Genomic DNA, 14,244 nt, shown 5'->3' with positions numbered 1-14,244 from the left:
TTGGCCGGACTTGATCATCATGTCTAGTACGCATCCCAAAAGTCCCATTTCCGTGCGTACCACGCTGCGTACCTCATTTTGCACACCTATGCGCTAATGCCCAATTCCTTGGAAACTAGCTTGGAAACACGCTTTGGAAACCGGCTCCAAATATGTAGCTTTGGCTGGTAACCATTGCGCTGTAACCACCCTGCAAACGCTCAATTCTGTGGATACCACCTTGGATACCAAGCATGAGTCTTGCACTGCAGGGGTTCGCCTACGGGTTCCGTTGTTTGCATGCTAACCACGACGCTAACCAGCATCATGCTAACTAGAAAGTACGCACGACTAGATGGCCTTTTCCGTGCGTACCTGCCTGCGTACTGTGATCTTGCGTACCAGCTCGAAAATGCCTGTTTCCGTCGAAACCTGCTTTGGAAACACTGTCCCAGCTGTTACGACCCCTGTTACACGGGCATCTGTTACAGCTCGCAAAGCACTTGTTTGGCTGGTAACTAGCTTGGTAACCAACCTGCCAACACTCAATTCCGTGGATACCGCGCTGGATACCAGCAGAGCCAGCAACAAAAAACTCGGCGCAGTGGCCGGGCTGGGATTGAGTATTGCAACCGGGGGGGTCATCCAATCAGGTTGTTCAAGATGGCATCGATGCCTTCCCTGTCCATGCGCTCGTGGTCGGCCAAGTAGCGCAGCACCGATTTGGCTTCCTCTCTGCTCTTGGGTCGGATCTGGCCCATGCAGTGAAACAGGTAGCCCTCTCTGACGTTGACTTCAGCGGGGCCATCGCCGCAACCAGTACCCCAGCCATCGCGCAAGCGGTACAACTGATTCCAGAATCCAAGTTCGTGAAGGCAGTCGGCCAAGGTGTGCGGTGCTAGATCGGTCTGGGTAGCAAAGGCAGCAGCGGCTTGGGCCTTGTCGAACGACCAAATACCCTCCTGCTTGGGCACCAACGCCAGCGCATCTAGGCAAAACTGTTCTTGGGGCAAGGTGGCAAACACCGCATCTTGACTGCCAAAGCGGGACAGTGCCTCACGGCGGCGGGCCTGCTCGTCCAGTGTGCGGTCGGCCAGTCCCTTGATATTGGCAAAGCCTATGCTGCCAAAGACGGCTTTCATGGTGTTGCCACCAGATACGCGCATCAGGTAGTTGCCATAGCGGTTTTCCAACTCTTTCTCTGGGGTCTGGATGCGCTCGGCTGCTTGCATGGCTTTGGCTATCAAGCCAGCATCACCCGTCTGCACCACTTGGCGCAACCACAGCACCGCATCTAAGTCCTTATCACCTGTGACGGCTACGGGCTGGGGCGGTGCAACCGGGGGTTGTAGGTCGGTGCAACGGCTAGCTACCGGGTCGGGCAGCTTGAAGAACTCGCGCAGGTTGGCATTGTCCCGTGTGATACCTGATCGGCTACTGATGGCCTTGACGGTGCCGAGGGGGATTCCAAGGGTTTGAGATACCGCCTTGGCCGATTGTGTACGGCGCAGCGTTAGCACTTGGGCGCGCAAGTGGTCGGGGATGGATGACCGGGTGGGGACGCTTGCAACCCCCGGTTGCAATGTGTCCGTCATGGTGTGGCTCATTTTGCCGCTGCCTGCTCGTAGGCGGAATGCAGTTGCTGACCTTCAATGCAGCGCTGGCCATGCCCATTGCTTCGGGCGTAGGCTTTGCAGGCGTCACAGCTCCAATGGTGGGCTTGATATGTCTTGTCTGCCTTATTCCCCGGCTGGGCAACATGGAACTTTGGCAAGGGCTTGGCCGGGTCAGTTTTGGCAGCAATGAAGCGCTCACGGCTTGCGGCCTCGATATAGGCGTCACTCAGGCGCTGGCCTTCGGGGCACTTGGCACCCGTGCGGCATTGGGCACAGCTCCAATGGTGTGATTGGTCGGCCTTGTCGGCTTCGCGCCATGTGGGTGCAGGTGCTGGCGCTGGTGTGCTTGGGACTGCCACCACGGCGGGCGGCATGGGTTTGTGGGGTGGTGGCAACTGGCCTAGCAAGTGGGCATACAAGCCACCACGCAAGCCGTGCGGTGTCTGCTCAATATCAGCGCGCCAGTCTTGCCGGGTCTTTTCACTGGCCCCCGTTCGATCACACAAAGTCATCGCCAGCGCCAGCAATCGGGCCATGCCGGGGTCAGGCAATGGTGCGGGTGGCGTCCAATCTGGGGCGGTTGCTAGCAATGCGGTTTTTTCAGGATGCACTAGATGCGAACTGACAAAACCGACGAAACCCCCAAAAGTTTCTTCTGTTTTTTCGCAAAAGTGCTGGGAAGGTACTGACAAAACCGACGAAAGAGGGGTTTTGTCAGTTTCGTCAGTTCGTTCTGGGGGCGTTTGTGAAAAATGCGCCTTTGCTCGTTCTGCCCACATACTCATGCTGCCCCGCTCAATTTGGGATTGATCTGGTAACGGACAGTAGGGCGGCCTGTATCGGCTATGGCCTCGTAGCTACGCACAACCCCATGTTCCTCCAGCACGATCAAGGCGGTTTCGGCTTCGGCAGCGGTCTTGAGTCCCGTCCAGCCTTTGCGATGCACGTCGCGGACAGTGAAGTGCTCTTGTAGCTTGCCCTTGCCGATATGCCGCGCCAGCGTCTTTGCGGTATTCACTTTGGCGGCCTCCACGGTGCCATAGATGCGGCGGGCGTGTGCGGCCAAGTATTCGCACCAAGCGGCGGCGCGCAGTGCGCTTTCTTCTCCCACCGGGCCGATATTGCCTTCGGCCAAGTGCAGGATCAGGGCCAATGCGCAGAACAGTTTCTCGAACTTGCCCAAGTGCTGGGCTATGAGCGGATTTTCTTCCTGCGGCATCAGCTCTTTGTTCAGGTGATGGCTCCACTCGATAAACAGTTCTTGGGCCGCATCGTCAAAGCTAAAGTAAGGCAGCTTCACAAAGTCGTCGGCGGGTGCTGCACCATCTTGCACCGGGTCAAAGCTGGCGAGGCGGTCGAACAGATCGCGCACGGCTTCGCGGACACCTTGCACCGGGCGGCGGTCGCACCACTCCCACAGCACCGGATCGGGGTACACCAGCACTTGGAAGCGTTGGATGCGGCCATCGTTGTCCATGCTGTTGGCAATACCGGACAGATAGCGCTCCAGCAGGTCGGGCTGAATGCCGCCGAATACGCTTAGGCAAAAGTTCTTGATGCGAATCTCGCCACGGGTGATACGGTCAACCGAAAAACTGCCGGTACCGTTCCAGCCTTCCAAGTAAAACGCCTTGTCGCCCTCGTGGCCTTCGCGCTCCCAGCTCGATAGCAAACCTATCAGCTCGTCACGAAACACCAGCAGGCCAGCCGGGTTGCGCGATAGGATTTCTCCCAGCTTTTCGACAGTGCTGTCGTTGCTTTTGAATCGGCGGGCGTGGGGTTCTTCTGGCTCTTGCAGAGCCTGCAAGTCAGCCATAGCTTCATCCATCTTGTTCTGGCCCTCTTTGCTGCTGGCGGCTTTTTTCATTGCTGCCTTGACGGCGGCCTCGTGCGCTTCAAAAGCAGCCATCTCGGCAGCATGGATGCGCTGCTCTTCCTCCAAAAGCTCGGCTCCTTTGGCTTCCAGCCGGTCGAGAAAGCGCATCACAGTATTGGCGGCGGGCGTCTTCTTCTGCGATGGCAGGCCCACAATGCCGCCGTACAGATTGGGCGTGACAATCCAGTCGTCGCGGCGCTTGGGCTTCAAAGCGCAGCGGGCACCAATCACCGAACCCAAAGCAACAACCATCGAGGCGGCCACAAAGTCCGGCGAACACGGCATACGGTCGGCTTCGTCCTGCACAAAGTCGGCCAGCACCGGCGGCAATAGGGTTACAGCATCAAATGCAGGCACGGCGGGCAAATCGGTCTTGATCTCGCGCAACTCGGGCCATACGTCACAGGCGTCAGACAGAGCCTTGCGGGCGTCGATGTCGGCCAGCTCTAAGGCTGCCATTGCGCTAAAAAGCTGTGTAGCTTTGGCAGGATCATTTGCCTTAATTGCCGCGTCAATCTGAACCTGCAATGCCACAGCTTTGGCACCGCCGGGGCGGTTGATACAGTCATTCCCGGCTGACACCACTGGCATGGTGATAGCTTCGGGCACCGCCCCAACCGAAGGTGCCAGCGCTGGCATATCGCCAAAGATGTCGGCCTGTAGATCGAACGATTGTTGCTGTTCACGCATGGCCGGGCACCTCCAAAACTTGCAGACTTTTGAGCAGTTGCACGGCCTTGCGGCGTGCGGCGGCTACATTGCCTTTGCGCAGATAGAACGCTGCCAAGCTGGCGCTGGTGGTGGCCTCTAGCAGGGCGTGGGCTTGGGCTTCGGTGGTGGTGGGGATGGCACGGGCGGCCTTGAGCGTGGGCGCATGGTGGCCCAATGGATTGACCTGCATGGTCAGTGCTCCTTTACGAGACTTGAGAACCACGCGCTGCGTCTTCACACACAACGGGTGGGCATGGTGGTTGAAGACACGGGTAAAGCCGTGCGGGCGTCCTTGCGGATAGCCCCCACCATGCCCATAAACCATGTGGGCGTGGCTTGCACCACGTCCCAAGAATTCAGGCATGACAAAACCCCGCTTGTCGGTGGGGGCTGCTACCGCTTTACCAAAGGCGTCTTCACACGCCGGGGCTTTCGCCTTGGTGCTGATTTTGCCATAGCTCACACCAGCGGTGCAGGCCAGCGCCAGCAGGTTGACGTACGGTGCAGTGCTGGCAAAATGCGTCTTGTCGGCGGCGCTCTCTTTTGCCTTTGGGTGATTGAGGGCGTTTTGCTTTATAGGCATTTTTACATCCCCAGCAAAGCGCGAATGTCTGCCGTCTTCCAAGCCAAACGACCATTGATACGGATAGGGCGCAGTGGGCCTTGCTCGGTGCAGGCCCATGAGCGCATTGTCTGCGGACGGCGTGCCAAGTAGTACGCGGCCTGCTCCGTCGGTACAGTGGGGCGGGTTTCAAGCTCCAGCGGTGGGAAGCTGGGGACAGTGGCTACGTGGCGGGTAGCGGCGTTGTGATGGATGTCGTTTTGCAAAGTTCGTCTTTCAAACACGTTGATTTGTGTTCCGAAATGAACTTTGCCCAGCCAAAATGGGAAGAAATAGCCCCCCTCCCAATTGATTCCGAACTATTTTTCTTGTTGAGCTGGCTGGGGGTAGGCACCAAGCATCTTCAACCCCTCCTCAATAGCCAGATTGAAAGCGGCTTCCTCTTTCTTTACCAAAGCCTTAGAGGTATCAAACAATTTCCGCATGGCCGAATCGGTTAGACCTTTAGTTTTCTTCGCCCATGCCGGGCTACGTTGAACCTTGCGCAGCACCTCGGCGAAAGAAAGTTCTTGATGTTCGTGGACAAGGTATTCAACATGAAAAAAGAGAGACCTTCTTTCTTCCGTAGTCCATTTGGTAGGCCGCCCTGCTCGATCGGATAACTGGAGTCCCGGCACATACGTATGCGCAAGCAGGCGTGCCAGTTGTTCATGGTGGCCTGCCTTTATTTCCAAGTGCTCGAATGCGGGCAAATGCCGTCTTGCAAGAGTGTTTGCCATCTGTGGCCAGTCCCCTTCCTCGATCTTGAAAAACTGAAAGAGCAGTTGCATCTTTCTGTCAATTTTTCGAGAGAAGTCATGGCGCACCGTCTCATCGTCCGATTCTTTCGGGCGTGCTATTGGGTGACTAAGTTCTTTTGGGTATCGCATTGTCATCATGCTGCAACCCGTAATAGATACCACCAGCAAACCAGCGGGAGGTCTGGCGGTTCGGTCGGATTGCAGCCCTTCCTAGCTGGTGGCGAAAACGGTTAGGCGTGGGCCAGTGTTTTGCGTGTGGCTCGGCGGGCCGGTGGTGTAGCCTTGGGCTTGGACACATGGATGGTCGGGGCCATGCCTGCTGCTGCCATATCGATCAGGGTATCCAGCGAGAACAGGTTCACCCTTCCCCGCATCAAGTCAGAAATGCGCAGCTGGGTAACGCCAAACAGGGCGGCGGCTTGGGCTTGTGTCATACCTTGCTGGCGGATGGCCTCGGTCAGACTCATCGTCAGGCTGGAACGGGCACGCATACTGGCCGCTTGCTGAGGCGTGTCCTCGATGGCATCCCAAATGCTGGTAAATCGGTGTTGTTCAGTCATAGTGAAGTCCCTTCATCAGGTCTTTGTGCTGCTTCTGGTGTGCTATCCCACGGCACGTAGCTTGCCCGGTTCGATGGCGCTATCAAACTGCACCCCGGCCTGCTCCAGCATCCACGCCTCAATGCGCTCGTGGTGTACGCGCAGCAAGTCAAGGGGGCGAACGGTGTAATGCTTTTCGGCGGTGGCACTGGGCTTGTGCCCCATGATCTGAGCTACCACCCCGGCAGGAATCTCCAGCCACTCGGTCAGGCTCTTGAAGGAGCGGCGCAAGCCGTGGATGGTTAGGCCATCAATGCCCGCCACCTTGCAAGCCTCGTGGTGTGGGTTGCGCGGTATCACCAAGGTTCCGCTGGCTGATGTGGCACTGGAAAAGACAAAGCTATTGCGTCGGGGGAGGGTGGCGATCAGGTGGTGAACGTAGGGCGTCAGGGGTATGACACGGGTTCCCTCTACCTTGTCGCGGATGGTCAGGCCGCGCCATTGGCTGTTCACATCGTCCCAGCGCAACCCGAGAACCTCCCCGGCTCTGGCCCCAGTCAGGAGCAGGGTTTGCAGGTAGGCGGCCATCACTGGGTTTGGTAACTGGCGCACTGCCCCAAACCATGCCGGTAGCTGCTCACGCAGCAGCGCGTCCTGTTTGGCACTGGACTTGCCCAAGGCTTCGCGGGTACGCTTGATCTTGGCCGGGTTGTTCTGTTGCAGCACTGGGGCAAACAGGGGTTGCTCCTCACACCAAGACAGAAATGCTTTCAGGCAGCGCCATGCTAGACGGGCTGCTGCTGGGCGGTGTGCCGATTCACGCATGGCCCATGCTTCGATCTCTGGCGCGGTCAACTCACGCAAGGCCATATCCATCAGCGGGCGCAAGATACCGGGGGAGGTCACACCAGTGGCGGTGCGGTTGGTAGGCAACCCGCCATCCTTGACCATCAGCAGGTGCTCGTTGTAATGGCGCTCTCCCCAAAGTGGGCGGCGGGCTTGCAGATACGCGGCCCACACTTTGCCCACAGTAACGGCCTGCACCGCAGCGGCGGCTTGGGCGGCTTGGCGCTCGGCCTGCTGCTGGCGTTCTATCTCCCGTGGGTCTTGCCCGTTGTCCAGCACCACGGCCAAACGGCGCGCTTCGGTACGGGCCTGCTCAATGCTCCATGTCCGAACATCCCCGATGGTGCGGCGGATAGTCTGGCGCTGCAACTTTGCTTCAAAGACAAAAGACTTGGCACCAGCCGCCGTAACCCGCACACGCAAGCCGGGCACTTCGCTATCGCGTAGGAATGCCTGCTGCTTGCCATCAGGGCAGGCCAGTCGCTCGATGCTGCCTGCTGTCAACGTGATGCGGCTACCTAGGTCGGGTGCTTCGGACTTTTTGGGGCGGGCCATCGGTCGGTTCCTTGTGCTGTTTGGCTACATGAAAAATTCCATGTAGCCACCATGTAGCCACTTTTGGGCTATTTTGGCGAATATCAATCAACACTTGGCATGCTCTCTCAGTGGGAGAAAACACTTAACGCATTGATTTCTATAGTATCTATCTACACAGATCAACAGTTCGGAATTATAACTTTGCCCGACTCGAAATCAGGCGTAGGGGCGACCCTACCGAGGGTTCGAATCCCTCCCTCTCCGCCAATAAATACAAAGGCTTGCTACTATAAATTTAGTAGCAAGCCTTTTTTGGTTTTTTGTAGCCACCGGTACAGGGTTTTTGCACTTTTTGGCCTACATTGCCAGCCCAGTGCAGCACGGATGCGTTCGTCTCCAATCCTTGGAATTTCTACAATGACGGAATGCACCCACATTCCCTGCCTTTCGATCCTACAAGCCCTGACACAGCAGCCCTGCTGCACCACCTCAACCCCGAACAATTAGCGGCTGTCACGCTGCCCAGCGGCCATGCCTTGGTGCTGGCCGGTGCCGGTTCGGGCAAAACCCGCGTACTCACTACCCGTATTGCTTGGTTGCTGCACACCGGGCAGGCCAGCCCCGGTAGCATTTTGGCTGTCACTTTTACCAACAAGGCGGCCAAAGAAATGCTCACCCGCCTTGGGGCCATGCTGCCCATTGCCGTGCGCGGTATGTGGATCGGCACCTTCCACGGCCTGTGCAACCGGCTGCTGCGCATCCACCACCAAGCAGCGGGTTTGCCACAAACCTTCCAAATTTTGGGTACCCAAGACCAGCTTTCAGCCATCAAGCGGCTGTGCAAACAATTTGGTGTGGATGAGGAGCGCTTTCCGCCCAAGCAGGTGCAATACTTTATTGCCGGTTGCAAGGAAGAAGGCCGCCGCCCGCGCGATGTGGCTGGTATCGACCCAGACACACGAAAAAAGGTAGAGCTGTACCAACTTTACGAAGAACAATGCCAGCGCGAAGGCGTGGTCGATTTTGGTGAACTGATGCTGCGCAGTTACGAACTGCTGCGCGACAACGACCCCCTGCGCGCCCATTACCAACGGCGCTTTGCGCATATCTTGGTCGATGAGTTCCAAGACACCAATCGGCTGCAATACCTGTGGCTCAAACAACTGGCAGGCGACGAGGCAGATGGGCAATTGCAAACCCATGCCAGCGTGATTGCCGTGGGCGACGATGACCAGAGCATCTACGCCTTTCGCGGCGCACGCGTGGGCAATATGCAAGACTTTTTGCGCGAGTTTGATGTGCAGCAGCAGATCAAGCTGGAGCAAAACTACCGCAGCTACAGCAACATTCTGGACGCCGCCAACCAGCTCATCAGCCACAACAGCCGCCGCTTGGGCAAAAATCTGCGCACCGAACAAGGCCCCGGCGAGCCAGTGCGCGTGTATGAAGCGGCCAGCGACTTGGCCGAGGCGCAATGGATGGCCGATGAAATCCGCCAGTTGCTTAAATCCGACCAGCTCCGGCACCAAGAAATCGCCATCCTGTACCGCAGCAACGCCCAAAGCCGGGTGATTGAATCGGCGCTGTTCAATGCCCGCATTCCGTACCGCGTCTATGGTGGCTTGCGCTTTTTTGAGCGTGCCGAAATCAAACACGCCTTGGCCTATTTGCGCCTGCTAGAAAACCCACACGACGACACCAGCTTTATGCGCGTGGTTAACTTTCCGCCACGCGGCATTGGTGCGCGCAGTGTCGAAATTTTGCAAGACAGCGCCCGCAGCAGTGGCTGCTCGCTGCACGATGCCGTATCGTTGGTGCCGGGCAGCGCCGGGGCCAAGCTGAATCATTTTGTTGCGCTGGTGCAGGTGCTGCGCGAACAAACGCAAGGCCAAAACCTGCGCACCATCATCGACCAGATGCTGCAAGCCAGTGGCCTAGTGGCGCATTACCGCGCAGACAAAGACGGTGCCGACCGTGTCGAAAATTTAGAAGAACTGGTCAATGCGGGCGAAAGCTTTGTCACTTTAGAAGGCTTTGGCCGCGATGCGGTGGCGCTACCGGTGGACGAGCATGGCGTCCCTACCACCACCCTGCCCGACCTTGTGGATGGTGATACCGGCGAGACGCTCTCGCCTTTGGCTGCCTTTTTAACCCATGCAGCGCTGGAAGCGGGCGACAACCAAGCCCAAGCGGGTCAAGAGGCTGTGCAACTGATGACCGTTCATGCCAGCAAGGGGCTGGAGTTTGACTGCGTTTTTATCAGTGGGTTGGAAGAAGGGCTGTTTCCGCACGACCAATCAGCAGGGGAACGCGATGGCCTCGAAGAAGAGCGCCGCTTGATGTATGTCGCCATCACCCGTGCGCGCCAGCGCCTGTACCTCAGCCACGCGCAAACCCGGATGCTGCACGGCCAGACACGCTACAACGAGAAAAGCCGCTTCTTTCAGGAATTGCCCGACAGCGCCCTGAAATGGCTGACACCCCAGCGCAACAGTTTTGGCAGTTTTGCGCCCCGTGCCAGCCAAGGCAACAGCTATGGCGGTTACAGCGGCTACAGCAAGGGCAGTACAGGCAGCAAAACCGAGACCTTTGCCAGCCCGCCGGTGCCAGTGCAAAAAGCCACACCGTCGCATGGGTTGCGTGCCGGTACAGCGGTGTTTCATACCAAGTTTGGCGAGGGCAAAGTCTTAGCGATTGAAGGCACGGGAGACGATGCCCGCGCCCACGTTCACTTTGGCCGCCACGGCAGCAAATGGCTGGCGCTGGCGGTAGCCAAGCTCACCATCGTTGCATAAGGCTAGGTGCTACTGTGCGCCTTCGGTGGCTTGGCGCTGGCGCTGGTATTGCTCATACGAGCTGCTGGTGCTGGCCACGCAACGGCTGCGCTGCTGGGCATCGAGCATCTTGTTGCACTCTTGGCGCTGCCAAAGCTGGCCCGCGCCATACCATTGCTCAGAGGCGCAGCCCCCCAAGCTGGCTACGGCCACCAGAGCCAGAACGTACGCACGCATCACCGAGCGCCCAAAGACTTCTTGACCAACTCGGCCATCTGCAACGCGGGTGCCGTGCCTTGCTGTAACAGCCCCTCCACCACACTGCCTTGGTTGGATGCCGATTGGTTTTGACTTGCTTTCCATTTGCCTTGTATCCGTTGGATCGAGAACTCTACGCCAACGATGCCCGCCAGCAGCTTCTGAGTGAAATCAGCAGGCGCATCAGACACCTGCCACGGCTGCGCCTGCGCTGCTTCGTGCTGCTGGGTGAGTTGCGTGACGATTTCTAGAATCTCGTCAGGCGCATGCAGCGCCTTGAGCGTGGCATAGACATGCACCACTGCATAGTTCCAAGTGGGAACCACTTTGCCATCTATGGGTTTGCTGGCGTACCACTGGGGTGAGATATAAGTGGATGGGCCTTGAAAAATCAAGAGCAGTTCTTGTTCTGGGGCGCAGCGCCATAGCGGATTATTCTTCGCCACATGACCCATCAGTTGGCCCCATCCATTGGGCACCGGGCGATGGAACACCGGAAGATGGTCTGCTACCAAGCCCGATGGCCCATTGGCTACCACCGTGGCAAACGGAAACGCCTCTATCAGCCCTAAAAGCAACTCAGGCTGATTTTGTTGAAAGTGGGCTGGGCAGTACATAGAGGTGGTATCCGTTAAGGCAACAACTCCAGCGCTTGCTGGTACGCTGGCTGGAACATCAGTTCATCCCACGGCAGTGGTGGCGTCAGGGGCAGCAAGGCCATGCGGCGCGCTTCGCTGTCAGCGCTGGGTTGCCAGTCACCTTGGGCGTGGGCGGCACTCAGGCCATCGAGCAATTCGTCAATGGCAGCACCATCGCCCAGGCTTTGGTTGCACAGCAGCACCAAATCGCAACCGGCTTGCAAGGCAGCCACGGCGGCATCGGTGTAGCTCACAGTTTGGCCGTCCAAGCGGCGCGCGCCTTCCATGCTCAAATCGTCGCTGAAGATAGCGCCATCAAAGCCCATTTGCTGGCGCAGAATATCTTGCAGCCAGCGGCTAGAAAAGCCTGCCGGGCGGCTATCCACTTTCGGGTAAATCACATGGGCAGGCATGATGCTGGTCAGGCTACTGCGCAGCCAAGGGTAGGGCGCGGCATCATCGGCCAAGATTTTTTTCAGGCTGCGCTTGTCCACCGGCACTTCGGTGTGCGAGTCGGCCTTGACATAGCCATGCCCCGGAAAATGCTTGCCGCAGTTAGCCATGCCGCCTTGCAGCAAGCCATGCATCAGGCTTTTGGCTAGCAGGGTTACGGTGCGCGGGTCGCGGCCAAAGGCGCGGTCGCCAATCACGCCGCTGCTGCCCCAATCTAAATCCAACACTGGGGTAAAGCTGAAATCCACGCCACAGGCGCGCAGTTCGCTGGCCAGCACATAGCCCGCTGCCGTAGCGGCATTGGTAGCCTTGAGGGCGCTGCCACTCAGAAAGCTGCTGCGCTTTTGTCCCTTTTTGCTGGCTTTGTGGCCTTTTTTGTTTTTGCCCTTGGCGCTATCGCGTTGCCACAAAGTACCCAGCGCCTGCATGGGCGGCAGGTGCGTAAAGCCATCACTGCGAAAGCGCTGCACGCGCCCACCTTCGTGATCGACGCAGATCAGCAAATCGCCACGCACGGCCTTGATGGCAGCGGTGAGTTGCACCAGTTGCGCACGGTTGTGCCAGTTGCGGGCAAACAAAATTACCCCACCAGTGAGCGGATGGGCCAGACGGCGGCGGTCGATGTCGGTCAGTTCGGTGCCAGCCACGTCCAAAATCAGGGGGGAATGGGTGTTGGTCATGCGCAAGAAGGAGGATGAAGAGGAGACAAAGGGAGTTTTTCTACCACGCAAAAGCCCACAGCATAGTCTTGCTCATCGCTGATGCTGAGGTGGATACTGAGCTGACGCTCTTGCAACCAGTCGTGCAAAGCGCCATGCGTGAGTAGTGCTGGTTGGCCGCTATCGAGCGTGGTGATTTGGCAAGCCTGCCAAGACATGGGCAGCACCATACCCAAGCCAATCGCCTTGCTCAAGGCTTCTTTGGCACAAAAACGGGTAGCGACAAAACGCACGCCACGTTCAGGCGAGCGACTGCGGCGCTCTTGCCATGCTGCCAGTTCAGTGGGGGTCAAAATTTTGGCGGCAAAGCGTTCGCCATGCTGCTCTAGGCTGGCCTGAATGCGGCGGATGTCGCAAATATCGGTGCCAATGCCGTAGATCATGCTGGGTTGGCTGCTGTCCCTTGCTGGATGCAGTCCAAGTAGGCACGCACGGTAGCCCCATAGCCCAGCTCTAGCGCATCAGCGATCAGGGCGTGCCCAATCGACACCTCCAGCAAGCCGGGCACGGTGTGCACAAAAGCAGCGAGGTTGTCGCGGTTGAGGTCGTGGCCAGCGTTCACGCCCAAGCCTGCATCCAACGCGGCTTGGGCAGCAGCGCGGTAGCGTTCCAATTCTTGGGCCTGTTGCGGTGTGCCCCAAGCGGCGGCATAGGGTTCGGTATATAGCTCCACCCGGTCGGCACCCACGGCCTTGGCGGCGGCCATTTGCTCTGGGATGGGGTCCATGAACAGGCTCACGCGCACGCCCAGCGCGCGGCATTCTGCGATCAGGGGGCGCAGGCGTTCGGCATCTTGCGCCAGATTCCAGCCGTGGTCGCTGGTGAACTGGCCTTCGCCATCGGGCACAAAGGTAGCCTGATGCGGGCGCACGCTGCGGATAAAGTCCATCAGGTTATGAAAGGGGTTGCCCTCAATGTTGTATTCCCGATCCGGCCAGTTTTGCAGCAGGGTAGCCAGTTCCATCACGTCTTGGGCGCGAATATGGCGCTCGTCTGGGCGCGGGTGTACGGTAATACCCTGCGCCCCGGCTTGCAGGCACAGCAACGCGGCGCGGCTGACGCTGGGAATACCCAAATGGCGCGTATTGCGCACCAAGGCCACTTTGTTCACATTGACCGACAGGGCGGTGCGGTGGGCGGGAGTAGAAGAATTCATAGAGTTTGCATATCCATCATGAGCTGGCGGGTGCGCAGCAGCGGTGCGCCGCAATGGTATTGCAGCAAGGTGCGCAACTGCGGTTTGAGTTCTGCCGCCACCGGGGCGCAGGCTTGTAGCAGGGCCGACAGGCGCACGCCCGTGCCCTCCAAAGCCTGATTAAGTTGCAGCCATTGCGCGCCGCTCAGGCTGGCGCGCTCTTGTGCTGGGGTGGGGCACAGGCCGCTGTCGGGCAGCAAGGCATAGCGGGCCTGTTCTTGCACGGGGGCCAAGGTCAGGGTGTGGGCATTGAGTGCCGGTAGCAGCCCCAGTTCGCGCAGCAGCAACAATTCAAAGGCGCGCAGCACGGGTTCTAGCGCCTCGCCATGCTCGCTGGCCAGCACACGCACCACGGCGGCATAGGCATCAAACAAGGCCGGGTGGGGGTCGTGGCGGGCCAACAGGCGCAGCAGCAGCTCATTAAGGTAAGTGCCCGAAAGCAGGGCGTCGCCCATGGGCAAGATATGTCCGCCCACCCATTCCGCCCCTTTGAGCGGGTGGATACCGCTGCCATCCGTGGCGGGGCTGGCGCTTTCTGTCCAGTGCAGGCTCAGAGGCTGCAAGGGCAGCAGCACCGGGCGAAAGTTAGAACTGGGCTTTTTTGCGCCCCTAGCCACCAGCGCCGTGCGGCCGTGGTGGCGGGTGAATACTTCCAGAATCAAGCTGGACTCGCTCCAGTCGTAGCGGTGCAGCACAAAGGCTGGTTCATGGCTAAAGCGGCGCGCAGTGGCCACAATAAGG

General features: G+C 58.6%; 15 protein-coding genes. 1 reads left to right on the top strand and 14 read right to left on the bottom strand.

Annotated features, from left to right (window positions below; genetic code table 11):
• Positions 1-620 precede the first annotated feature (620 nt).
• From BMX55_RS05105 to BMX55_RS05070, 8 genes are all read right to left on the bottom strand, one after another.
• A complete protein-coding gene (locus tag BMX55_RS05105) occupies positions 621-1,574 on the bottom strand; it encodes a hypothetical protein (protein WP_143059577.1) in 954 nt (317 codons plus the stop codon).
• 8 nt (positions 1,575-1,582) lie between these two features.
• Complete coding sequence (locus BMX55_RS05100) at positions 1,583-2,185, bottom strand: hypothetical protein (protein ID WP_143059576.1); 603 nt, start codon at positions 2,183-2,185, stop codon at positions 1,583-1,585.
• Between the two features lie 191 nt (positions 2,186-2,376).
• On the bottom strand, positions 2,377-4,161 hold the full coding sequence (locus BMX55_RS05095; RefSeq protein ID WP_245751289.1) for a YfjI family protein: 1,785 nt from the start codon (positions 4,159-4,161) through the stop codon (positions 2,377-2,379).
• Positions 4,154-4,765, bottom strand: a complete 612-nt coding sequence (locus tag BMX55_RS05090; RefSeq protein WP_091453867.1) for a hypothetical protein — start codon at positions 4,763-4,765, stop codon at positions 4,154-4,156. The genes BMX55_RS05095 and BMX55_RS05090 overlap by 8 nt, the downstream gene beginning before the upstream one ends.
• 2 nt (positions 4,766-4,767) lie before the next feature.
• The gene (locus tag BMX55_RS05085) at positions 4,768-5,028 is read right to left on the bottom strand and encodes a hypothetical protein (protein WP_342707671.1); all 261 of its coding nucleotides are present in this window, start codon (positions 5,026-5,028) and stop codon (positions 4,768-4,770) included.
• Between the two features lie 75 nt (positions 5,029-5,103).
• A complete protein-coding gene (locus BMX55_RS05080) occupies positions 5,104-5,682 on the bottom strand; it encodes a hypothetical protein (protein WP_143059575.1) in 579 nt (192 codons plus the stop codon).
• A gap of 92 nt (positions 5,683-5,774) precedes the next feature.
• Positions 5,775-6,104: a helix-turn-helix domain-containing protein gene (locus BMX55_RS05075; RefSeq protein ID WP_091453861.1), complete on the bottom strand. Its 330-nt coding sequence runs from the start codon at positions 6,102-6,104 to the stop codon at positions 5,775-5,777.
• Between the two features lie 42 nt (positions 6,105-6,146).
• Positions 6,147-7,484: a tyrosine-type recombinase/integrase gene (locus BMX55_RS05070; RefSeq protein WP_091453858.1), complete on the bottom strand. Its 1,338-nt coding sequence runs from the start codon at positions 7,482-7,484 to the stop codon at positions 6,147-6,149.
• Between the two features lie 407 nt (positions 7,485-7,891).
• Here BMX55_RS05070 and BMX55_RS05065 point away from each other — a divergent pair, with 407 nt between their 5' ends.
• Entirely contained in the window at positions 7,892-10,261 is a 2,370-nt protein-coding gene (locus tag BMX55_RS05065; protein WP_091453855.1) for a UvrD-helicase domain-containing protein, read from the top strand.
• A gap of 9 nt (positions 10,262-10,270) precedes the next feature.
• On the opposite strand, the gene BMX55_RS05060 is transcribed toward BMX55_RS05065, so the two are convergent.
• From BMX55_RS05060 to recO, 6 genes are read right to left on the bottom strand one after another with little or no spacing between them, the layout of a single operon-like run.
• Positions 10,271-10,477: a hypothetical protein gene (locus tag BMX55_RS05060; protein ID WP_091453850.1), complete on the bottom strand. Its 207-nt coding sequence runs from the start codon at positions 10,475-10,477 to the stop codon at positions 10,271-10,273.
• Positions 10,477-11,115 (bottom strand): FMN-binding negative transcriptional regulator, encoded by a 639-nt coding sequence (locus BMX55_RS05055; RefSeq protein ID WP_091453847.1) that lies wholly within the window; start codon positions 11,113-11,115, stop codon positions 10,477-10,479. The genes BMX55_RS05060 and BMX55_RS05055 overlap by 1 nt, the downstream gene beginning before the upstream one ends.
• 14 nt (positions 11,116-11,129) lie before the next feature.
• Positions 11,130-12,269 (bottom strand): beta-N-acetylhexosaminidase, encoded by a 1,140-nt coding sequence (gene nagZ / locus BMX55_RS05050; RefSeq protein WP_091453843.1) that lies wholly within the window; start codon positions 12,267-12,269, stop codon positions 11,130-11,132.
• Positions 12,266-12,691: a holo-ACP synthase gene (acpS, locus tag BMX55_RS05045; RefSeq protein ID WP_091453838.1), complete on the bottom strand. Its 426-nt coding sequence runs from the start codon at positions 12,689-12,691 to the stop codon at positions 12,266-12,268. Before acpS ends, nagZ begins: the two co-directional genes overlap by 4 nt.
• Positions 12,688-13,464 carry a pyridoxine 5'-phosphate synthase gene (locus tag BMX55_RS05040; protein WP_091453835.1) on the bottom strand — a complete coding sequence of 259 codons (777 nt, stop codon included), beginning with the start codon at positions 13,462-13,464 and terminating at the stop codon, positions 12,688-12,690. The genes acpS and BMX55_RS05040 overlap by 4 nt, the downstream gene beginning before the upstream one ends.
• Positions 13,461-14,237, bottom strand: coding sequence for a DNA repair protein RecO (gene recO, locus BMX55_RS05035; RefSeq protein ID WP_091453831.1), 777 nt, complete (start codon positions 14,235-14,237; stop codon positions 13,461-13,463). The genes BMX55_RS05040 and recO overlap by 4 nt, the downstream gene beginning before the upstream one ends.
• Positions 14,238-14,244: the final 7 nt, after the last annotated feature.

It is taken from the genome of Giesbergeria anulus (genome assembly GCF_900111115.1).
Classification (GTDB): Bacteria; Pseudomonadota; Gammaproteobacteria; order Burkholderiales; family Burkholderiaceae_C; genus Simplicispira; species Simplicispira anulus.
This window is presented reverse-complemented; position numbering and strand designations above follow the sequence as displayed.